Origin of the sequence: Butyrivibrio proteoclasticus P6B7, from assembly GCF_000622085.1 — a bacterium.
Classification (GTDB): Bacteria; Bacillota; Clostridia; order Lachnospirales; family Lachnospiraceae; genus Butyrivibrio; species Butyrivibrio proteoclasticus_A.
The window spans coordinates 1-22093 of sequence record NZ_JHWL01000014.1; the positions used below are offsets into that span (position 1 = coordinate 1).

Annotated in this window: 18 protein-coding genes; 5 read left to right on the forward strand and 13 right to left on the reverse strand. The window is 40.9% G+C overall.

The features are described 5' to 3' along the window. Positions 1-663: 663 nt before the first annotated feature. The 8 genes from T541_RS0110850 to T541_RS20730 all read right to left on the reverse strand — a co-directional run bounded on the left by T541_RS0110850 (position 664) and on the right by T541_RS20730 (position 11364). A complete protein-coding gene (locus T541_RS0110850) occupies positions 664-2193 on the reverse strand; it encodes a L,D-transpeptidase (protein ID WP_026652759.1) in 1530 nt (509 codons plus the stop codon). Positions 2194-2223: 30 nt separating this feature from the next. Then, the gene (gene ilvB, locus T541_RS0110855; protein ID WP_026652760.1) at positions 2224-3909 is read right to left on the reverse strand and encodes a biosynthetic-type acetolactate synthase large subunit; all 1686 of its coding nucleotides are present in this window, start codon (positions 3907-3909) and stop codon (positions 2224-2226) included. A gap of 73 nt (positions 3910-3982) precedes the next feature. Then, complete coding sequence (gene ilvD / locus T541_RS0110860) at positions 3983-5653, reverse strand: dihydroxy-acid dehydratase (RefSeq protein WP_026652761.1); 1671 nt, start codon at positions 5651-5653, stop codon at positions 3983-3985. A gap of 51 nt (positions 5654-5704) precedes the next feature. Further along, positions 5705-7405 carry a glycosyltransferase family 39 protein gene (locus T541_RS0110865; RefSeq protein WP_026652762.1) on the reverse strand — a complete coding sequence of 567 codons (1701 nt, stop codon included), beginning with the start codon at positions 7403-7405 and terminating at the stop codon, positions 5705-5707. Further along, positions 7374-8483 (reverse strand): 3-isopropylmalate dehydrogenase, encoded by a 1110-nt coding sequence (gene leuB / locus T541_RS0110870; protein WP_026652763.1) that lies wholly within the window; start codon positions 8481-8483, stop codon positions 7374-7376. The genes T541_RS0110865 and leuB overlap by 32 nt, the downstream gene beginning before the upstream one ends. Positions 8484-8562: 79 nt before the next feature. After that, positions 8563-8922: a preprotein translocase subunit YajC gene (gene yajC / locus T541_RS19400; protein ID WP_051538205.1), complete on the reverse strand. Its 360-nt coding sequence runs from the start codon at positions 8920-8922 to the stop codon at positions 8563-8565. A 76-nt stretch (positions 8923-8998) separates the two neighbouring features. Next, positions 8999-10180 carry a tRNA guanosine(34) transglycosylase Tgt gene (gene tgt / locus T541_RS0110880; RefSeq protein ID WP_026652764.1) on the reverse strand — a complete coding sequence of 394 codons (1182 nt, stop codon included), beginning with the start codon at positions 10178-10180 and terminating at the stop codon, positions 8999-9001. Between the two features lie 77 nt (positions 10181-10257). Next, complete coding sequence (locus tag T541_RS20730; protein ID WP_051538206.1) at positions 10258-11364, reverse strand: M15 family metallopeptidase; 1107 nt, start codon at positions 11362-11364, stop codon at positions 10258-10260. A 341-nt stretch (positions 11365-11705) separates the two neighbouring features. Between T541_RS20730 and aroC the strand changes: the two genes are divergently transcribed. Continuing rightward, complete coding sequence (gene aroC, locus T541_RS0110890) at positions 11706-12809, forward strand: chorismate synthase (protein WP_026652765.1); 1104 nt, start codon at positions 11706-11708, stop codon at positions 12807-12809. A 51-nt stretch (positions 12810-12860) separates the two neighbouring features. Here the strand turns inward: aroC and T541_RS0110895 are convergent, their stop codons facing one another. Beyond that, positions 12861-13853 (reverse strand): hypothetical protein, encoded by a 993-nt coding sequence (locus T541_RS0110895; RefSeq protein WP_026652766.1) that lies wholly within the window; start codon positions 13851-13853, stop codon positions 12861-12863. Beyond that, positions 13854-14918 (reverse strand): lactonase family protein, encoded by a 1065-nt coding sequence (locus T541_RS0110900; protein WP_026652767.1) that lies wholly within the window; start codon positions 14916-14918, stop codon positions 13854-13856. Positions 14919-15138: 220 nt separating this feature from the next. Here T541_RS0110900 and T541_RS0110905 point away from each other — a divergent pair, with 220 nt between their 5' ends. Genes T541_RS0110905 through T541_RS22075 form a run of 4 tightly spaced genes read left to right on the forward strand, consistent with a single transcriptional unit; the run spans position 15139 to position 18882 of the window. After that, a complete protein-coding gene (locus tag T541_RS0110905) occupies positions 15139-16212 on the forward strand; it encodes an ABC transporter ATP-binding protein (RefSeq protein ID WP_026652768.1) in 1074 nt (357 codons plus the stop codon). Between the two features lie 22 nt (positions 16213-16234). Continuing rightward, a complete protein-coding gene (locus T541_RS0110910) occupies positions 16235-17026 on the forward strand; it encodes an ABC transporter permease (protein WP_034466882.1) in 792 nt (263 codons plus the stop codon). A 1-nt stretch (position 17027) separates the two neighbouring features. Continuing rightward, positions 17028-17804 (forward strand): ABC transporter permease, encoded by a 777-nt coding sequence (locus tag T541_RS22070; protein WP_026652770.1) that lies wholly within the window; start codon positions 17028-17030, stop codon positions 17802-17804. Between the two features lie 7 nt (positions 17805-17811). After that, on the forward strand, positions 17812-18882 hold the full coding sequence (locus tag T541_RS22075; RefSeq protein ID WP_026652771.1) for an ABC transporter substrate-binding protein: 1071 nt from the start codon (positions 17812-17814) through the stop codon (positions 18880-18882). 77 nt (positions 18883-18959) lie between these two features. Here the strand turns inward: T541_RS22075 and T541_RS0110925 are convergent, their stop codons facing one another. The 3 genes from T541_RS0110925 to T541_RS20735 all read right to left on the reverse strand — a co-directional run bounded on the left by T541_RS0110925 (position 18960) and on the right by T541_RS20735 (position 22092). After that, positions 18960-19892: a D-2-hydroxyacid dehydrogenase gene (locus T541_RS0110925; RefSeq protein WP_026652772.1), complete on the reverse strand. Its 933-nt coding sequence runs from the start codon at positions 19890-19892 to the stop codon at positions 18960-18962. Further along, positions 19889-20578, reverse strand: a complete 690-nt coding sequence (locus T541_RS0110930; RefSeq protein ID WP_026652773.1) for a hypothetical protein — start codon at positions 20576-20578, stop codon at positions 19889-19891. The genes T541_RS0110925 and T541_RS0110930 overlap by 4 nt, the downstream gene beginning before the upstream one ends. A 110-nt stretch (positions 20579-20688) precedes the next feature. Continuing rightward, complete coding sequence (locus T541_RS20735) at positions 20689-22092, reverse strand: glycoside hydrolase family 25 protein (protein ID WP_051538207.1); 1404 nt, start codon at positions 22090-22092, stop codon at positions 20689-20691. Position 22093 lies beyond the last annotated feature (1 nt).

The following is a 22093-nucleotide window of genomic DNA, read 5'->3' on the forward strand; positions in this document are numbered from 1 at the left end:
ACGCATGCCTCAGCCTCTTCACCTTCCCAGCAATCCTGGAGTGGTCCCTGAAGATTCTTAACGTCTGTTGTAAGCTGATCAAGATCAGTTGCGCCAGCTGAAAGTGTTGAAAGGTATCCCTCAACTTCGCTGACATTCATACCCTTTTGTGCCATTTTTCTTTTCCTCCGTTTTGTTTTTATTTGGTGATATGCTAATAAGCCCTATTGCTCAGTCACATATCGAATTTATGATAAAGACGTTTCGTCCTGTATCAACTACCACAAGTTACCGTGACGAACGATCACGGCTCTACTTTAATAACAGATAAGGTAAAATAAATGTTGCAAAAAAATATTCAAATAATTGATAAAACTATAAATTGGAAAACTTTTAGGAAATCCGATAGCTTAAAGGCTATCTTAAGAAAAAGATACTCCCCAGTCTTTTTCTCCCCACGAAAAATATTTTAACATATTTGAAATAAAAGTAAATGAAATATTCTGAAATTTCAGCAAAATCTTGCACACAAACAAATAACGTCATTTCAAATATTACATTATGCAATATATCAAATGACGTTATTTCGTATTCGTGTTTAATTCAGTCAATTTAGTGATATACATGAATAGCCACTAAATCTGCATTCGACCATATTTATCACTAATTCGCTCTTCAAACATCTCAATAAAACAATATAACCGGCGTTCCGATTTCCACGATTTCCCACAGCTCAGACACCTGATCCATAGGACAGTTAATACAACCATGGGATCCATCAGACTTATAGATCTCATCACCAAACTTACTACGCCAGGTAGCATCGTGTATTCCCACACCCTTATGAACACCAAGCCAATAATTAACATAAGAGACGTAGTCTACGCCTCTTAAGTAAGTGTGATATCTTTTGTTGTAAACAGAATAAAGACCAGCAGGAGTTCCCCTGGATCTGTTGACGTTACCAGTTACCACAGGCATGTTCATACGAAGCTCGCCGTTCTCGTAATAATAAAGCATCTGCTCTCCCATATCTACAGCGATATAGGTATTTCCTAGTTCAGTGCCTGCATCTACCACAAGACAATCCTCAGAAAAAGTAATCTCTCTCGTATCTACCCGAGCATAGGATTCCTCAATAAAAGCAGTCTTAAGATTCTCAAACTCTGTATTTATGTCGATGATAGAGCCATTGCCCTTACCATTTTCATTTATCACAATTTCTGAAGCCACACCATCCTGATATCTCTTAAGAGTCCAGGCTGTATCATAGGTTTCAGAAAGTTCCAACAGGAAGTCATACATCTTGCTCTCGCTGATAATGAGATTACCATAGGAGTCTGTCACAAAGCCCTGATAGGAGGAAAGTTCCTCTTCCTTAGGAAGATAAGATTCCTGGTGCCTTATAATAAACAGACCGTTCCCAGGATTTCCCTTGCTGGATTTGGATTTTTTTTCAGAAAGAGCTTCCTCAAGATCCTCTTCCTTTACAAACCACTTACTTACAACAGCTGCATCAACCGGAATCTCCTCATCTGCAATAACATAGACAATCTGACAGTTCTGAAGCTTATCAATCTTGTCATAAAAGGACACTAGCTCTTTTTCCGAATCTGTAAGCTCTATACTCTGATAGCAAGTGGTGATCTCAGAGATATCGCAGACTTCAGAAAGCTCTGAAACCTGATCGCACACTACAGATACGATATTGTCCTTGTTAGGAACCTTATCCTTGGGATTAACCAGCACGTAGCCATTCTCAGTGGAATCAATATAAACCTTAAGATCTGAACTGACCTTAAAGATATCCCATCCAGAGACAGCCTCCACCAGCTTATCTCTGTCATATTTGATTGTAGGCTTACATTCATATCTGAGATTCCTAATAAGATTGTATCCCCAGGCAAAAGAATTAGTGTTACCAAGGTACTCTGTAAGAGAGTCGGTATAGTCTGCCTGAAGATCAATTTCAGATGCGTCTATAAAAAGCTCAGCCCCAGTGGCATCCTTAACGGTAATGCCACTGTAACTAAAGTCTTTAGAAAGTTCGGTATTAACCTCTGAAACGCTTTTACCTGTGGCATATACGCCGTTAATCCAGGTAAAGCATGGAAATCCTTCCGTGTAATAGAGTCCCAGAAGGACATAGATAAAAGCCAGAATCACTACTACTGCCATCAGAAAGGTGATGACATTTTTGCGTCCACTTTTCATAAATTATTAACCCCAAACAATGCTCACAAATTACTTCTTTTTCATATCACTTGCATCAAAGGCTTCGCTAATTGATGCTCCAGCTGGAACCATTGGGAATACCTTGTCGTCTTCCTCAATGATGCAATCCAAAAGAACTGGCTTATTAGCCTTGATAGCCTTCTTAAGAGCAGGTGCAACCTCTGATTTCTTAGTAACTCTGATAGCCTCACAGCCAAGAGCCTCAGCCACCTTGCAATAATCTACATTGTCGCCAAATACTGTCTGTGAATAATGCTTATCATAGAAAAGAGTTTGCCACTGTCTTACCATTCCAAGAACGTTATTATTGATAACTATCTCAATAACAGGAATGTTGTATCTGGATGCTGTAGCAAGTTCGTTCATGTTCATTCTAAAGCAACCATCTCCTGCTATATTAACACATATTTTGTCCGGATTGCCAACTTTAGCTCCGATGCAGGCTCCAAGACCGTATCCCATGGTGCCAAGACCGCCTGATGTAAGGAAAGTTCTAGGCTTTCTGAATTTGTAATACTGAGCAGTCCACATCTGATGCTGACCAACATCTGTAGAGATGATAGCATCGCCCTTTGTAAGCTTATCAAGTTCCTCAATGATATATGGGCATGTGAGCTTGTCTGACTCATAGCTAAGAGGATATTTCTTTTTATAATCAGCGATCTTATCAAGCCACTCCTTATGCTCAAGCTTATCCATCTGGTCAAGTCTTGAATTAAGGATAGAAAGAACTTCCTTAAGATCACCAACAATTGCGTGATTAACTCTGATATTCTTATTGATCTCTGCAGCATCAACGTCGATCTGAAGAATCTTAGCCTTGCTTGCAAAGGTCTTGGCATTTCCTGTAACACGATCAGAGAATCTGGCACCAAGCGCAATAAGAAGATCGCACTCACTGACGCCAAAGTTAGAAGCCTTTGTTCCGTGCATACCGATCATGCCTGTATAGAGCTTATTAGTACCATCGAAGGCACCCTTACCCATAAGAGTATCGCAAACAGGCGCATCAATCTTCTTAGCAAACTCAAGAAGCTCCTTGTCTGCTCCAGAAATTACAGCACCTCCGCCAACATATATAAATGGTCTCTTGGCATTCTTAATAAGCTTAAGCGCAGTACTGATCTCCTCGTCCTTGAAATGACCTGAAGGCTCCTCCATACTGATAACTGCAGCTCTGTAATCACAGGTCTTAGCTGTAACGTCCTTGGTAATATCAACAAGAACAGGTCCTGGTCTTCCGGTTCTGGCAATCTTGAAAGCCTTACGAATAGTATCAGCCAGGTCCTTAACATCCTTAACGATGTAACCATGCTTAGTGATAGGCATAGTAATACCAGCGATATCAACCTCCTGGAAGGTATCCTTACCAAGAAGAGGCAGATTAACGTTACAGGTAATTGCTACCATAGGAACTGAATCCATGTAGGCTGTAGCGATTCCAGTTACAAGATTAGTAGAACCAGGACCACTTGTAGCAAAGCAAACGCCTACCTTACCTGTACTTCTTGCATATCCGTCAGCCGCATGGGCAGCGCCCTGCTCATGGCTTGTAAGAATGTGAAGGAAGTTATCTCCCTGTTTGTATAGTTCATCATAGATATTCAGGATTGTTCCGCCCGGATATCCAAATATAGTATCTACTCCCTGTTCTTTAAGACACTCAAGAACGATCTGTGCACCAGTTAACTGCATTTCATATACTCCTCTTATACCAATATATTCCCGACCCAAACATTACATGTTTATCTGTTAAAAGAGCTATCTCTTATCTGCGTGGAATCTCAAGAACAGCGCCTCTGTTACCACTTGTAACAAGCTCTCTGTATCTTGCAAGGTAGCCATCAGTGATCTTAGGCTCTCTTGGCTGCCATTTCTCTCTTCTCTTGGCAAGCTCTTCATCAGAAACCTTAACATTAAGAGAATTGTTAGGAATATCGATGCTGATGATATCGCCCTCTTCAATAAGAGCGATAGGTCCGCCAACAGCTGCCTCTGGAGAAACATGACCGATAGAAGCTCCTCTACTTGCTCCTGAGAATCTACCATCAGTGATAAGAGCAACGCTTGATCCAAGTCCTCTACCAGCAATAGCTGATGTAGGATTAAGCATCTCTCTCATTCCAGGGCCGCCCTTAGGTCCCTCATATCTGATAACTACAACATCACCTGCAACGATCTTTCCACCAAGAATAGCTGCAATAGCATCCTCTTCGCAGTCAAATACTCTTGCTGGTCCCTCATGAGTCATCATCTCAGGAACTACAGCTGACTTCTTAACGATACCTGTATCTGGAGCGATATTGCCCTTAAGAACAGCAATTCCGCCAGACTGCATATATGGATTCTCGATAGGTCTGATAACCTCTGGATTAAGGTTAGTTACGCCTTCGAGATTCTCTTTAATTGTCTTACCTGTAACAGTAATAAGATCTGTATTGAGTAAGTTCTTTTTAACAAGCTCAGACATAACAGCCAGAACACCGCCTGCCTCATTAAGATCCTCCATGTAGGTAGGGCCTGCTGGTGCAAGGTGGCAAAGGTTAGGAGTTCTAGCAGATACTTCATTGGCAATCTCCATGCTAAGCTCAACGCCTGCCTCGTGGGCAATTGCAGGAAGGTGAAGCATTGTATTAGTTGAGCATCCAAGAGCCATGTCCATGGCAAGAGCATTCATAAATGCCTCCTTAGTCATGATATCTCTTGGTCTGATATTCTTCTTAATAAGGTCCATAACTGCATATCCAGCCTTCTTAGCAAGACGGATTCTAGCAGAATAAACAGCTGGGATTGTACCATTTCCAGGAAGTCCCATACCGATAGACTCTGTAAGACAGTTCATGGAGTTAGCTGTGTACATACCTGAACATGATCCACAGGTAGGACAAGCCTTCTCTTCGTACTCGCAGAGTTTTTCATTGGTCATAGTGCCTGCAGAAACTGATCCAACAGCCTCGAACATAGAAGAAAGAGACGTTTTATGACCATCTACTCTACCAGCCATCATAGGACCGCCAGAAACAAATACTGTAGGAATATTAACTCTTGCAGCTGCCATAAGAAGTCCAGGAACGTTCTTATCACAGTTAGGAATGCAGACCATACCATCAAAGGCATGAGCCTTAGCAAGACACTCAGTACTGTCAGCAATAAGATCTCTTGTAACAAGAGAATACTTCATTCCAACGTGTCCCATGGCAATACCGTCACATACAGCAATTGCTGGAACAACAACTGGCATACCACCAGCCTCTGCCACAGCAAGCTTTACAGCCTCAGTGATCTTATCAAGGTTCATATGACCAGGTACAATCTCATTGTATGAACTAACAATACCAATAAGTGGTTTTCTTCTCTCTTCTTCTGTAAAACCAAGAGCATTAAACAGACTCCTGTGTGGTGCCTGCTGAAGTCCTTCCATAACTCTGTCGCTAATCATCGCCATAATATCTCCTCCTAATTCTTAATAATCTTATTATCAATCAAATTCTTATTTAGTATAAAGAATCAATCTGTCTGTCTCGTATTGAGCATGCATAGAATCTATATATTCCCAGTCAATGGTTTCGTAGGTCTGATAGAACTTCCAGAAGTCCCCACCAGAATAGCCTGGTTCAAACAGATTCTTATCAATAATAACGCAGTCTGCGTCTGTGACATCGGTCTTGGTGCAATCTATTCCCCATCCAAACTTAAGAAGGTACTGCTGATCACAGTCGATAACTGCAATATTCTTCCTGTTAGGAATATCCGCCACAAGCATGGTGTTGAAGATGTCATTTTCTCTTTCTCCAAGCTGGCAGCTAAAGGATGGGTCAAAAAATCTTACGAAGAACAAAATACCAATAATGATAACCGGTATAAAAAGACCTATCCATGAAATAGACTTCTCTTTATGAACAATGGTCTCATGCTCCCTGTGAGAAGCCACGGCCTTTAGGTTAACTCCATCAGTTTCCTTGCTGTTATAAATTCTTATAAGAACATTGATGGACTTCTCCAGAATTCCGCAAATAGCAAGGGATATGGTAACGCAGCCATAACCAAATACTCTAAGATATGGAAGCTTGTGCTGGTAAATAAGCATCAGCTGTGTAAGAACCACATTACTTACAATCAAAAGGTTAATAACCGTAATACTGTATTCAAAGTGTCTGAAGAACCCTGTAATAAGCACCACCAGTGAAACACATATAAAGAATGCAAGTACATATGGCACACCTGGTAACATATAGTTCAAAAGGTTAATACACCAGTTGAAGTAATTAGCCTTAAACTCAGCAGGATCAAGACTCTGAATATATGGCTGATTAAGCATATAGTCGATTCCAGTCTGTACACACTGTACAGGGCCTCTTACAAGGGCTGTTCCATGGGAAAGACCATAGAAAGCAGATGTTTCATCCTTAATAAGAAGGTTGGATCCAATAGCCAGCCATATAATAGTATACAAAAATGTTGTTGCAAGAGCTGCCAGAACACCAGTAATAATAAGTGTCTTCAGGGTTCTGAAGTACATATTATCGCTAATCTTCTTGTAGACCTTCCTGATTCTGAGGCCATTTATAAAAAGATATAACGCAGCTGCAAAAGATGTGGGAACAACCCAGTAAACACTACTTGGAACTGTATATAAGCCAAGAACCAGTGAAATACCAAACATTACAAAGTATCTGGTCTTGGTCTCGCCTGCATTACACATGATACCTATGATGTAGATTGCTATAAGATAACATGTTGTAGCCAGGGTATATCCTCTTCCCTGAACGCTGTACTCGTTAACCACCTGCATACTAGCATAAAGAGCTGTCGCAGCCAGTGGAACGTAATGAGAAAAGTAACGTCTGCTTATTCTATAGATAAGAATCAGATTACTTACAGCACAGACAAAGGATACTCCTCTAAGTCCGATATATGAATTGCCAAAGTAATTAAGGACTCCTGATAAAACCGAGTATCCTACATGGTTATTAGGAAGTGGCCAATGAATTGCTGAATAGAAAGGTCCCTTACTAATAAATGTATAGTAGGTGTAAAGCTCATCATACTGAGGAGTAATAGCAAACATTCTCCATAGATAATAGGCTGCCATACCAATGATAAACAGCGTAATACCCATGGTCTCAGGTTCATGAGGTAAAAAGTCATATATTTTTTTCTCAGTTTTTACAATTGATGATTCGCTCAGCAAGTAAATCTCCCATTCTACTACAGCCTACAAGGGTGAAATCCTTCTCCTGTCCCTTGAGAACAAGGTCTGTAGTGCGATATCCTTCTTCTAATACTTTGCGGACAGCTTCCTCGATGGAGTCTGCCTCTTTATCAAGATCAAATGTGTATCTAAGCATCATAGCCGCTGAAAGAACTGTAGCTATAGGATTAGCAATGTCCTGACCTGCAATATCTGGTGCACTTCCGTGGCTTGGCTCATAGAGGCCAAACTTAGTATCGTTAAGGGAAGCACTTGGAAGCATTCCGATGGATCCTGTGATCATGCTGGCTTCATCAGATAAGATATCACCAAACATGTTCTCTGTAAGAACTACGTCAAACTGAGAAGGATCCTTTACAAGCTGCATAGCGCAGTTATCAACCAGCATATGCTCTAAAGAAACTTCCGGATAATCCTTTTTAACCTCCTCAACAACCTTTCTCCAAAGTCTTGAGGAATCAAGAACGTTAGCCTTATCTACGCTTATAACGCTCTTACGTCTCTTCATGGCTACATCGAAGGCTTTAATAGCAATTCTGCGGATCTCACTCTCCTTGTACTCAAGAGTATCTACCGCAACCATCTCGCCATTTCTCTCTTCAGTGCTACGCTTTCCAAAATAAAGGCCACCAGTAAGCTCTCTCATGATGAGCATATCAAAGCCTTTCTCACTGGTAGATTCCTTTAAAGGACATGCATCCTTAAGTTCTGGATAAAGGTAAGCTGGACGCAGATTAGCAAATAAATTAAGAGACTTACGAAGTTTAAGTAGTCCTGCCTCTGGTCTTAAAGATGGCTCAAGCTTGTACCAGGGAGAAGTTGATGTATTGCCGCCAATAGAACCCATAAGCACAGCATCAGCGCTCTTACAATCTTCAATAGCTTCATCAGTAAGTGGAACTCCAGTGGCGTCAATAGAACAGCCACCCATTAAGACATCCTTGTACTCAATCTCATGTCCAAATTCGCTACATACCTTATCAAGGACCTTCCTTGCCTCGGCAACGATCTCTGGACCAATTCCATCCCCAGGAATACAGGTTACTTTCATTTTCATAACGTCTCTCCTCTGTCCTCATTTTTGGAAAAAAGCCCGATTGGGCGCACCCCAACCAGGCTTCAAAGATCATAATAAATTATTTCTTATCCTTTTTGCTCTTCTTGTCATCAGAAGAATTAGTAGCTATCGCGTCCTCAGGCTTCTCAACCTCAGCGATGGCGTCCTTATACATGGCGATACGACAGTTCTTGCTACCAAACTCAACAATTACCATCTCGTCACTTATATCGATAACCACACCAACAAAACCGCTTGTAGTTCTTACGCTGTCACCAACTGCAAGAGCGGAAATTGTTCTAGCCTTACGCTGCTGTTCCTTACGCTGTGGATGGAAAATCAAAAAATAAAATAATGCAATGATTACAGCATATAACGCGAAAGGCGCAATCATGCTAAGTGGTGAAGATGCAACTTCTTCAGTTAAAATTACTCCCATAACTTCCTCCAAAAATAAAAATATAATACATCAATAAATGATACTAAAGAAGCGGATATAATGCAAGTATACAAAATTAACCTTTTCGCCAATTTCTGGCAATGTTATATCCGTCACTAACTGCGTTTCCGTCATATTCCTGCATACCGGAAAGCTTAGCCTTCTTGTATTCCTGGAATCTTCCCTGTTCAATGGCCTCTCTGATCTCTTCCATCATATGATTATAGAAATAGAGATTATGAAGAACGCAAAGTCTCATACCAAGCATCTCTCCTGCCTTAAGAAGGTGTCTGATGTAAGACTTGGTGTATCTGCGGCAGGCTGGGCACTGGCATCCTTCTTCAATAGGTGTATCATCCAGTTCATATCTGGCATTAAGAAGATTGATATGTCCCTTATTAGTATAGAGATGACCGTGACGACCATTTCTACTTGGATATACGCAGTCAAAGAAGTCAACGCCTCTTTCAACAGCTTCAAGGATATTGGCCGGTGTTCCAACACCCATAAGATAAGTAGGCTTATCCTCTGGAAGGTAAGGAACTACAGTTTCAAGAACATGATACATCTCTTCATGGCTCTCACCTACGGCAAGACCGCCAACAGCATAGCCATCAAGACCCATATCAGAAATTCTCTTAGCATGCTCTATACGAATATCATCAAAGATAGCTCCCTGGTTGATTCCAAAAAGAAGCTGATTAGGATTAACGGTATACTCAAGGCCGTTAAGTCTTTTCATCTCATCCTGACATCTCTTAAGCCATCTGGTAGTTCTGTCCACAGACATCTGAACATACTCATGCTCAGCCTTAGCTGATGGGCACTCGTCGAAGGCCATTGCAATTGTGGAACCAAGATGAGACTGAATTCTCATACTCTGCTCAGGTCCCATAAAGAGCTTATGTCCATCAATATGTGAATGGAAGTAAACACCCTCTTCCTTGATCCTACGGGTCTTAGCAAGGGAAAAGACCTGGAATCCGCCTGAATCTGTAAGAATAGGCTTATTACAGGACATAAACTTGTGAAGTCCGCCCATTCTGTAAACCACGTCATCACCTGGTCTTAAATGCAAATGATAAGTATTAGAAAGAACAACCTGAGTTCCAATGCCCTCAAGGTCCTCTGTGGATACACCACCCTTAATAGCCGCCACTGTGGCAACATTCATAAATACAGGTGTCTGAATAACACCGTGAACAGTTGTAAATTCTGCTCTTTTGGCACTGCCATCTTTTTTGATAATCTTGTACATACTAACCTCAATCATAACTACTGCCCAGACTTAAAACTAAGCCTGGGCAGGAATAATACTATGTTCTTATAGACAGTTTAGTCTACATATCTGCTCCAAAACTCTTCAAGGCAGAGATTATTGTCTACCATAACTGTCGCTGCGTCAACCCCAACATATCTAAAGTGCCAAGGCTCATACTCGATACTGGTAATATCCTCTTTTCCAGCAGGATATCTAAGAATAAATCCATATTTATAACTGTTCTCAGCAAGCCACTTGCCTGCCTTGGTATCTGCAAAGCCCTCATCCAGTGAGGAATATCCATCACAGATAATATCAATGGCAAGTCCGATCTGATGCTCTGAAGAGCCAGGAACTGTTACAGCCTGTGAAGCCAGGTTGTAAGCATCCATGTAGCTCATTCCAGCGTTCATATACTTATCTACCTTAGTTTCAAACAACATCGTCTGTCTGTCGATATCTCTGTAAGGTGAGCAAATGATAAGGCTTACTCCATCAGCGCTGGCAGCTTTCATCATATCAAGAAGAGGCTGGATAATACGCTCATCACATCTCATTGATCCGCTGATGGTTCCAAGATGGAATTCGTAATCATCAGGAATTGGATGCTGCTTATTAACAAGAATCAGCTTCCAATCATCTCTTGAGAAAGTAAGCTCCTCATTTTCATTATTATAGGATTGATTCTCACCAGAAAGATCCACTTCTTCAGCATTAGCCAGGATGTCATTAAGAGATGCCTGCTTATCTGGATCAGCTGCCTCAGCCTCTGATACGTCCGGATTAACGCTTTCCTGAGCTTCCTCAAGGACCTTAGAATCAACATCTGAGGCCTGTGCAAGCTCTGCATCTGACTCAGCTACTTCTGTTCCTGAAAGACTGACAGAAGACTCTCCTGAAGCACCTTCAATACTCATTTCTGAGTCAAAGCTTATGTTTAGTGAAGTTGATGGATAGGAAAAGCTACTACTGGACACAAAGAAAAGCAAGATACACGCAAGACACGTAAACCTCTTGTTGTTTCTGTAGAAGTAAAAAAGAATGTTATAAGTAAAAATCGCAGTGATCGCATAAAAGAGCCCCACAAAAGAAAGCCTCTTATGTTTCCTATTAAATCGTTTAGCTCTGGAGATTACCTTTTCCTTGTAGGTAACCTTCTTTTGCATATTGCTAGCATTCATATCGGAAATCCCCTCTATTTCGGATATTTAGCTCTTAAATATAAAAACTACAATATACATTATATAACTTTTTCACAGAATTTTCACTATTTTTTAGATATTATTACTTGAAAACCATGGAGAAATGCGCCTCTTTTTATCGAAAATGCCGATGGTTAGCGTAATTACGACACTTTCTATTTTCAGTAAAATTTTAAAGAATTTATCATAATTTCTCTTTTTAGATAGCATTTTTGAAAAGCTTCTTGTATCATGGAATTTAACATGATTTGTTATTCATAACCCAATAATCTTGGGATTTATATCACTTGTGAAAAGAACTATCACAGAAAAGAGGGACTATGTCAGGATCAGTAATTGGTAAGAACATCACAGTATCAACCTGGGGAGAATCTCATGGAGAAGCACTTGGTGCAGTTATAGACGGATTTCCAGCAGGCATGGACATTACAGAGGCTGATATCCAGAAGTTTCTCGACCGTAGAAAGCCAGGAACCAGCGCAGTAACTACAGCTCGTAGTGAAGATGACGCAGTTACTATCCTATCCGGTATTTTCGAAGGTAAGACCACTGGGACTCCTATTTCCATGATAGTTAAGAATACGTCTCAGAGATCCTCCGATTACAGCGAGATTGCAAGCTACTATCGTCCAGGCCACGCTGACTACGGCTTTGATGAAAAGTACGGCTTTAGAGATTACAGAGGAGGCGGCAGATCTTCAGGCCGTGAGACCATTGGCCGCGTAATGGCTGGTGCTCTTTGCAGTAAGCTCCTTTCCCAGATGGGAATTAAGGTTATGGCCTATACAAAGTCCATCGGAGACGTTGAGATTGATGACAAGAACTTCGACGAGTCCCTTATAACCAAGACTCCTACTGCTATGCCAGATGCGGAGGCTGATAAAAAAGCTACAGACCTTATCCTTAAGTGCAAAGAAAACCAGGATTCTGTTGGCGGCGTTATAGAATGCATAATTACTGGTGTTCCAGTGGGAATTGGTGAGCCGGTATTTGATAAACTGGATGCCTGCCTTTCCAAGGCTGTTATGAGCATCGGCGCAGTAAAAGCCATTGAAGTTGGCGATGGTACTGCTGTTTCCAAGTACTACGGCTCTGAGAATAACGATGAATTTGAGATTGTTAATGAAAAGGTAACTACGAAGACAAACCACTCCGGTGGAATCCTTGGCGGAATGAGCGATGGAAGCACTATTGTTCTTCGTGCCTATATCAAGCCTACGCCAAGCATTGCTCAGACTCAGTCCACCATCAATAAGTCTGGCGAAAACATCGACATCAACATCAAGGGGCGCCACGATCCAGTGGTTGTACCACGTGCTGTTGTTGTCGTAGAGTCCATGTGTGCCCATACTCTTCTCGACCTTATGCTCTCCAATATGTCAAGCCGCGCTGAATATGTGACTAAGTTCTACAGTAAGCATTAAGAATTGGCTATCCGGAAGCCCCGGTTTCTTTCATCTACAGAATATGTAATCTCACATAATGTCAGCCAACTTCAAAGCAAGTACTGTACAGTTCTTAATAATTACAAAAGCTTCAAAAGCATAAATAACTGATGCTCCTGCAATAACTACCCTGACTATTGTTGTAGAAAACCTCAGGCGCCAGTTAAAGGAAATGGATGCAATTAAACCTAGCGCAACTATAACAACAGTCGCCCACAGGTAAGGAATTGCATTAGCTGAAGCAAGAACCGAAATTTTAAAGTATGGATCAAAGTAAAATCCAAGCCAGTAAAATGCCAATGCAAAAGCAAAAAAGCTAAGTGTACTTAACACGTAGGATTTTACCAAACTACAACCATCATTAGTATGAGAAAGCTTAACTTCTGCTATTCTCTCGCCTACATTCTCAGGTAAGGCTTTATTAGAAAGCCATTTGCTTAACTCATCAGATGAAATAAATGTATTATCATACTTAATCTCAATAGCACTGTATTCTGCTAAATATTTCTCAGCAAGCTCAAAGGATCCGTTGTGGATAGCAACAACAAAAAGAATAAGATCATAGCTCTTTTGCAAATAGCGATCCAATCCAGCAACCCCGGTAATATGCTTTAACGCATTGTTACAAGCGTCAAAATCCCCTTTACATGCCTCATAATGGGCAATAAATAAAGCAGACTTATTCTTTACAGGTTTCTTTTTAGAAAAATTGTGGAATGTGTACAGATTATAATCAAATTTTTCTTTATCAGAAAGACTTCTTTTTGATGGAGAAATCAATGCATTTACTAAAGAAACATAAAATACAATTACCAATACATAACCTATGTAATAGCAAAGCATTGAAGCAAGAGGCTTGGTATATAATACACAAAACATTGTAGCAATACCAGCCAGTATAACAAAAGCAATATATCCATTAAAAAATAACAGCTTATGCTTTTTAAAAAGAGAAATCATCCGGGTATCTATTTGATACCCAGATGATTTTAAACCTTCTTCGGTAAAAATATCAAAAGTCATTTAAGCCTCCAGTTTATGGAAAACAATACAGTTAGGTCTAGAGATTGGAAGCTCTGGTCCGTTCATGACCATTGTGCCCTTATCCATATCAACTGTAAAGAATGTAAGTGAGTCTGATTCATGGTTAAGTGAAACAAGGTGCTTGTTATCAGGGAAAAGAGATGCATCCTTAGGATACTCTCCTGCTACAGGAAGCTGAATCTTCTTAGTAAGAAGGCCTGTCTCCTTATCAACCTTGTAAACGATAGCATTGTTCTCACCAGCTGTTGAGCTTACAAGGAAGTTACTATCCTCTGAGAATGTGAGTGCGCTGCAAGCTACACCGATTGAATCTGCTTCCTCTGAGTTGGATACTGACTGAATCTTGTTGAATTCAGGCTCTCCGTCAACCTCAACGAACTCGTAAACATCGATTGTGCACTTCTGCTCAAGGCAAACATAAAGGAATCTGCCATCCTTAGAGAACTGCATGTGTCTTGGTGAAGATTCCTGGTCACAGTGAATAACGCTGTCTTCCTTGATCTTACCAGTCTCCATATCGAAGTTATATACATTGATTCTGTCCATGCCAAGATCTGCAGCAAGAACATACTTATTATCTTTAGAAATCTTAATACACTGAACGTGTGGAACGTGGTTACGACCAGCTGCAGTTCCAAGGCCCTTGTGGTATCTCTCATCAGTGATCTCACCGATGCTGCCATCCTTGTTAAGTCTAAGAACTGTAACCTTACCATCGTGATAACCTGCTGTAATAAGGTATTTATCTTCGTGATCCATATTAACGTAGCATCCACGCATACCGTTAATAGAAGCTTCATTTAAGAATTCAAGTCCGCCATCAGGAAGAATGCGATATGCCTCAACACCTGAATCTGTAATTGAATAAAGAGTCTTATCGCTATGGGAAATAGCAATATAAGAGGAGTTGGTAATCTCAACCTTCTGCTTCTCAGTAAGTCTTCCCTTCTTTAAGTCTACATCATAAATTCTGATTCCGTACTTTGTGCCAAGTCCTGAAGTGTAGCTAGACACATAGGCTACGTACTTATCTTTTCCAGCCATTACCGCTTTGCCTCCTGGTTTGTTAAAAAAATATGCATCTTTACAAGTCCCATTTTATCACAATAATCAGATGTGTAAAAAGTTTTTTTGCTTATTTTCCATTGTTTGCAATTTTCCGTGATAAAATTGATTATTATAATTGACACTTTATGAAACTCATATAAAATAAAGAAGATTGTATAAAATATTTCTTATGAAATGCGAGGAGAAACGGGTTAAAATGGGCAGAGACTTAATTACACTTGAGCACATTACTAAGTCCTACGATGGACAGACTATTCTGGATGATCTTAATCTTTCAATTTACGAGAATTCTTTTGTTACTCTCCTTGGTCCCAGTGGCTGTGGTAAGACTACTACTCTTCGAATTATCGGCGGTTTTGAAAAGCCTGATACTGGAAGAGTTATTTTTGATGGAAAAGATATCACAGATCTGGCACCAAACAAAAGGCAGCTTAATACTGTATTTCAGAAGTATGCTCTTTTTACCCATATGAATATATATGAAAACATCGCTTTCGGTCTCAAAATCAAGAACAAGTCCGACAGCTATATCAAGGATAAGATAAAGTACGCTCTTAAGCTTGTTAACCTTGAGGGCTATGAGAATCGTATGCCTGACTCTCTTTCCGGTGGTCAGCAACAGCGAATCGCTATTGCAAGAGCTATCGTTAACGAGCCTAAGGTTCTTCTTTTGGACGAGCCTCTTGGAGCTCTTGACCTTAAGATGCGTCAGGACATGCAGTACGAGCTTAAAAGGCTTAAGGAAGAGCTTGGAATCACCTTCATCTATGTAACACACGATCAGGAAGAAGCTCTTACCATGTCAGATCATATCGTAGTTATGAACCAGGGCTATATACAGCAGGAAGGTTCTCCTGAGACTATCTACAACGAGCCTGAGAACGCCTTCGTTGCAGACTTTATCGGCGACAGTAACATCATCCGCTCTACTATGATAAGAGATGAGCTGGTTGAGATTCTTGGAGCCAAGTTTGCCTGCGTAGATAAGGGCTTTGGCGAGAATAAGCCTGTTGACGTTGTTATAAGACCTGAGGATGTTGAGCTTGTGGCTCCTTCTGAGGGCACAATTGAAGGTGTTGTTACAGATCTTACCTTCAAGGGCGTTCACTATGAGATGGACGTTGAGGCAAATGGCTATGAATGGCTTGTTCATTCTACTAAGCTCTCTGAGGTAGGTTCTAAGGTCGGTATCAAGGTAGATCCATTTAACATTCAGATCATGAATGTCCCAGTATCTGAGGATGAGGAGGCCATAAGTGAAACTGTTTAAAAACCGCCAAAGTGCTGCCCTCATGGCTTTACCTTACATACTTTGGGCAGTTGTTTTTATCGTTGTTCCTCTTTGCATGGTGATCTTCTATGGAATAACTGATGACAATGGCTCTTTTACCATGTCAAACATCGCGACTATAGCAGAGTCTGGCTACTTCAAGGCTCTTGTTAAGTCTGTGCTCCTTGCAGTTATCAGCACCATAATATGCTTTCTTTTAGCATATCCTCTTGGAATGATCTTATCTTCCATGAAGCTCAAAAGAAATACCTACATAGTTACACTGTTCATCCTGCCTATGTGGATGAATTTCCTGCTTAGAACTCTTACCTGGATGACACTGTTAGAGGGTAAAGGCGTTATCAATACTGTCCTGTCCTTCTTTGGACTTCCAGGAATCAATATCATCAATACTTCAAGCGCCATCGTACTTGGTATGGTTTACAACTTCCTGCCTTTTATGATCCTGCCTATTTATAATTCACTGTCCAAGATTGATGATAACGTAATAAACGCCGCAAGAGACCTTGGCGCAGGCACAGTTCAGACCTTCCTTAAGATTACTCTTCCGCTTTCAGCTCCTGGTATTCTTAGTGGTATTACTATGGTCTTTATCCCTGCTCTTACAACCTTCGCCATTTCTACAATGCTTGGCGGATCCAAAATCCTTCTTATCGGTAATATTATTGAGCAGCAGTTTACTCAGGCCTATAACTGGCACCTTGGAAGTGGTCTTTCAATCGTGCTTATGATATTTATCTTTATCAACATGATCATTGAATCCATGGCTGATAAGAAGGGAGGACAGGGCTGATATGAAGAACATATTTAAAAAGATCTACCTTGGAATCCTTTTACTGTTCATGTACGCACCAATTATTACTTTGATCGTTCTCTCTTTTAACTCAAGTAAATCAAGAGCTAAATGGGGAGGCTTCACTCTCAACTGGTACGTAAGACTATTTTCAGATGAAGCTGTTGCAAGCGCACTTATCAACACCTTTTCAATCGCAGTGCTGGCAACAATCTTCTCAACGATTATTGGAACTATTACCTGTATCGCCATGATAGGACTTAGTCCTAAGCTCAGGTCAATGATCATGGGCGTTACCAATATTCCTATGATCAACGCTGATATCGTAACCGGTATCTCACTTATGCTTTTATTTAAGTTTTTGCACATTGGATCAGGCTTTTCTACTATCCTTTTGGCACACATCACCTTCGACATTCCATTTGTAATGCTCAGCGTAATGCCAAGGATCAAGAACCTGAATTTCTATGTATATGAAGCTGCCTTAGATCTTGGAGCATCACCATTTTATGCCTTCCGTAAGACCATGCTTCCTGACATCGTTCCAGGAATCGTGTCAGGTGCGCTGATGGCCTTTACCATGTCTCTGGACGACTTCATCATCACATACTTTACAAAGGGTTCAGGCTTTGAAACCCTCTCAACTCTCATCTACAATGAAGTTAAAAGAGGAATCCAGCCTGAAATCTACGCACTTTCTGCTATAATATTTGTGGTTGTTCTGACACTTCTTATGATCGTGTACAGAGTACCTAATAATAAGACCAAGGAGAAATAAGAGGATTATGAAAAAGAGATTTCTATCTGTAGCTCTTGCTATGGGGCTTGTAGCATCTGCTGTAACAGCTTGTTCTGGTGGCAATTCAAACGCCGGCTCAAATGGTAAGCTCTATGTTTATAACTGGGGCGAATACATTGACGAAGACGTTATTAAGCAGTTTGAAGAAGAGACAGGCATCGACGTTGTCTATGACATGTTTGAGACCAATGAGATCATGTATGCTAAGCTTGCCAACGACACATCAGCTTACGATGTTGTGTGCCCTTCTGATTATATGATCCAGAAGCTTATAGAAAACGACATGGTTCAGCCTCTTAACTTTGATAATATCCCAAATGCCAAGGCCAATATTGGTGAGCAGTACTGGGAAAAGAGCCAGGACTTTGATCCAGGCAACCTTTATGCTGTTCCATATTGCTGGGGAACTGTAGGTATCCTCTACAACAAGACCATGGTTGATGACGTGGTAGATAGCTGGGATATCCTTTGGAATGAGAAATACTCAGGACAGATCCTTATGCAGGATTCCGTAAGAGACGCTTATATGATATCTCTTTTACGCAATGGTTATTCAATGAATACAACAGATCCAGCTGAGGTTTCTAAGGCTACAGAGGATCTCATTGCTCAGAAGCCATTAGTTCAGGCCTATGTTATTGACCAGGTTCGTGACAAGATGATCGGTGAAGAGGCTGCTATCGGAGTTATCTATTCCGGAGAAGCTATCTATACAGCCCGTGAGAACCCAGATCTTGTATATGTGGTTCCTAAGGAAGGTACTAATATCTGGATTGATTCCTGGGTAATCACAAAGGGATCTAAGAACGTTGAGAACGCTGAGAAGTGGATCGACTTTATGTGCCGTGGTGATATTGCTCTTAAGAACTTTGAGTACATCACCTACTCTACTCCTAACACGGAGGCTCAGGCTAATATCGAGGATGAGGACATCAAGAATTCAAAGGTAGCTTTCCCAGACCTTGATTCCTTCCCTTCAGAAGCCTACAAGTATCTTGGAGCTGACGGCGATAAGCTTTACTCAGAAGAATGGATGAAAGTTAAATCAGCAAATTAAAGATATAGCCAGGAGTATAAAGCTCCTGGCTATTTTAATGCAAAAAGAACCAGCGACCTTAATCGCTGGCTCTATTATTATCTAAGAAATTCTTCTACCTGTCCCTCAATGATCTTCATAAGCCTCTGTCTTGCTTCTACAGCAGCCCATGCAATATGAGGTGTGATTATAAGCTTATTGCTATCCTTGATCCTTCTAAGAGGATTCTCTGGGGACATTGGCTCGACATCAAGAACATCAAGTCCGGCAGCAGCTATCTCGCCATTTTCAAGGGCATCTGCCAGGTCAGACTCAACAATGATAGGTCCTCTTCCCACATTGATAAGAATCGCACTCTTCTTCATCTTCTTAAGAGCCGCAGCATCTATGAGATGAAGGGTGTTATCATCAAGTGGAGCGTGGATTGAGATAACATCACTGTTTGCAAGAAGCTCATCAAAGGAAACCTCTTTATAGGTGTTATCATGGTTCTTACCACTTGTAGAATAGTATGAAACATTAGCTCCAAAGCACTCTGCAATCTGGGCTACTCTCTTACCGATGGCTCCAAGACCGATGATACCCCAGTTCTTACCCTGAATTTCATTAAAATGCTCCTCAAAATGAGTAAAGAGCCTGTCTCCTACATACTTCTCGCTCTTAACGTATTCATCGTAATAAGCAAGATGCTCATACAGATAGAACAAAAGAGAAAATGTATGCTGAGCAACTGCTTCAGTTGAATAGCCTGCCACATTGCGCCATGCTATATTTCTCTGGTCCAGATAATCCTTATCAAGGTTATTGGTTCCTGTAGCTGTCACACATACCAGTTTAAGATTCTTAGCCTGTCCAATTGTCTTTTCATTGATTGGAACCTTGTTAAGAATGATTATGTCTGCATCTTCAACTCTCGCTGGTACTTCGTCAACGCTTGAGTAGTCGTAGATGACCACCTCTCCGAATCTGTCAAATCCTGACAGATCAATGTCTTCCCCGATGGATTTTCTGTCCAAAAAAACTATTTTCATGGCCAATTCTTATACACTCCGTTCACGCAGACGCCGGCATAACCGTTTGCTATCATTACTTGTTTATCAGATTCTGATATTACCGGAGTAGCATTAGCAGATCCGCTTATCACGTCAAAGTAATTGCTACCGTTATTAACTATTCCTTTAATTCCAAGGGATGCCATATTGCCATTCCCAAGGCTCAGTGAAAATGAAGCCATTGCTGTTCCGTTCTGATTGTAGAGCATAGCAACATTTCCGTTTTTACTAAGGCTTCCAGTCTTGCCACCAGCTATTGGTGCCTGGATGCTTGGATAAGAAGTCTGGATGTTCTGTACATAAACTTCTATACAATCGTGAACATCTTCAGTATGAACTCTCTCATCAAGTACATAGAAATGGAAAAAGACATTTTTAACAGTCTCATCTGCTCCTATATGGATAACGATATTCTCTGTACCGCCCTTATAGGTGCACTCTACATAAGTTCCGCTACTGGTATGATCACCAACATAATAGGTGTAGTCATACACTGATCTAAACCAAACCTCTCTAGTAGTACCTGCATTCATGGAGATAACAGTATCTCCAAAGTCGAAGTACTCAGGTCTGTCGCTGTAAGCGTAAGATGTCTGCGCAAAGATTGTAGCAGCAAGTATAAGTGAAAGTGTAAATCCCAAAAAGCATTTAAAAAATTTACTCATAGAATTAACCTCCATATTAATTCATTCCATTAGCAATTAAATTATAATTGGAGGTTAACGGAATTGCACATAAAATAACGCTAAACATCATAAATAATATATAACCAGAATTACCTGATAACGTTCATATCAACGTTACCATTTATGCCTGGAACCTGGCCTTTGGAAGAATACTGCCACATATCATACTTGGTGGCTGAATATGTTGGAAGGTCCACATACTGGGCAAGCCAGATATTGTATCCTGTAAGGGATGAGGTACTTATCATTCCCTCAAACCACTTTTTGTTTGAGTAAATTCCGCAGGAATAACCTGATCCTGATATGGTTGAAAGAAATGCATGGATAGTGGCAGTTCTTTCATCTACAGAAATACCATCGCCTCTTCCATTACTCTTCTCAACGTCCATATAAACCGGGCACTGAAGAGAATATCCATCAATAAGACTAAGAACCATGGAAGCCTCTTCTACAGCCTCAGATTCATTAACAGCCTGTGAAAAGAAATATACTCCCACATCAAGGCCTGCGTTTCTGGCGCCATTTATGTTGGTTTCAAACATTGGATCAATAATGAGGGCGCCAGAGCTTGATCCTCTATAGCCACATCTGATAATTACAAATTCAACACCGGAGTTTTTAACTGCATTCCAGTCAATGGATCCGTTGTGCTTGGATACATCAATACCTTTTCTGCCTGCATGGGCAGCCATATACTCTGGAGTTGTAGTTACATCAACAGCTGGCGTTGTATCACCGCCGTTATTGCCATTATCACCACCTGCGGCGTTATTCTCTTCCTCTATCTGAGCAAGGAGATCCTCTGCCTCCTGGGAAATATCCTCATCATAGGACTCTTCCGCACTGGTTGCAGCACTGGAGGAACTACTCTTATCATCAGAAAGCGAGGTTTCATCCTCATCGTAAACCTTGGTATCCTCGTTGGCTACATTAACTTCAGCCTCAGTCTTGATCTCATCACTTACGTCTACCTTGGTATACTGGATGGCATCATTAACTGTAATCGTTGAAGTCTGCTGCGCTGAATATGAGGTATTGTCCTGGGTTGAAGGCACCAAAGATACAGTGTAATCACCCTTTGCAAGGCCTGAAATATAGATGATTCCATCCTTGTCCACGTCGCTCATGGTATTGTCCTGACCACCAGAAGAAATAACCACAGAAAGTTCTACACCAGAAATAAGCTTACCGGTATTAGCATCAGAAAGCTTTATTTTTAGGTCATTCTGAATTGACCTGAGGGAAATACTTACTACTACTGATTCTGTTGGAACACTGCCTGCACTACTTGAATCTGAGTTTCCCTCATCAAAGGCAGAACCATCTATCAGCCCCATATTAAGAGCATCAAGGGCTGATACTGACTCAAATACATTGCTGTCATAGGCAAGCTCTTCACTACTGTCTCCAGCCTTTAACAAAAGCCAGATGACAAGGAAAAGAGCCACCGTCACTATGACAGAAAGCAGGCTAATTACTAGCTTTTTTGTCATT

Excerpts from the sequence above, each read along its gene's own strand:
- T541_RS0110850 (WP_026652759.1), bottom strand. The coding sequence starts at position 2,193 with ATGAAAAGTGGACGCAAAAATGTCATCACCTTTCTGATGGCAGTAGTA.
- ilvB (WP_026652760.1), bottom strand. The coding sequence starts at position 3,909 with ATGCAGTTAACTGGTGCACAGATCGTTCTTGAGTGTCTTAAAGAACAG.
- ilvD (WP_026652761.1), bottom strand. The coding sequence starts at position 5,653 with ATGATTAGCGACAGAGTTATGGAAGGACTTCAGCAGGCACCACACAGG.
- leuB (WP_026652763.1), bottom strand. The coding sequence starts at position 8,483 with ATGAAAATGAAAGTAACCTGTATTCCTGGGGATGGAATTGGTCCAGAG.
- yajC (WP_051538205.1), bottom strand. The coding sequence starts at position 8,922 with ATGGGAGTAATTTTAACTGAAGAAGTTGCATCTTCACCACTTAGCATG.
- tgt (WP_026652764.1), bottom strand. The coding sequence starts at position 10,180 with ATGTACAAGATTATCAAAAAAGATGGCAGTGCCAAAAGAGCAGAATTT.
- T541_RS20730 (WP_051538206.1), bottom strand. The coding sequence starts at position 11,364 with ATGAATGCTAGCAATATGCAAAAGAAGGTTACCTACAAGGAAAAGGTA.
- aroC (WP_026652765.1), top strand. The coding sequence starts at position 11,706 with ATGTCAGGATCAGTAATTGGTAAGAACATCACAGTATCAACCTGGGGA.
- T541_RS0110895 (WP_026652766.1), bottom strand. The coding sequence starts at position 13,853 with ATGACTTTTGATATTTTTACCGAAGAAGGTTTAAAATCATCTGGGTAT.
- T541_RS0110900 (WP_026652767.1), bottom strand. The coding sequence starts at position 14,918 with ATGGCTGGAAAAGATAAGTACGTAGCCTATGTGTCTAGCTACACTTCA.
- T541_RS0110905 (WP_026652768.1), top strand. The coding sequence starts at position 15,139 with ATGGGCAGAGACTTAATTACACTTGAGCACATTACTAAGTCCTACGAT.
- T541_RS0110910 (WP_034466882.1), top strand. The coding sequence starts at position 16,235 with ATGGCTTTACCTTACATACTTTGGGCAGTTGTTTTTATCGTTGTTCCT.
- T541_RS22070 (WP_026652770.1), top strand. The coding sequence starts at position 17,028 with ATGAAGAACATATTTAAAAAGATCTACCTTGGAATCCTTTTACTGTTC.
- T541_RS22075 (WP_026652771.1), top strand. The coding sequence starts at position 17,812 with ATGAAAAAGAGATTTCTATCTGTAGCTCTTGCTATGGGGCTTGTAGCA.
- T541_RS0110925 (WP_026652772.1), bottom strand. The coding sequence starts at position 19,892 with ATGAAAATAGTTTTTTTGGACAGAAAATCCATCGGGGAAGACATTGAT.
- T541_RS0110930 (WP_026652773.1), bottom strand. The coding sequence starts at position 20,578 with ATGAGTAAATTTTTTAAATGCTTTTTGGGATTTACACTTTCACTTATA.
- T541_RS20735 (WP_051538207.1), bottom strand. The coding sequence starts at position 22,092 with ATGACAAAAAAGCTAGTAATTAGCCTGCTTTCTGTCATAGTGACGGTG.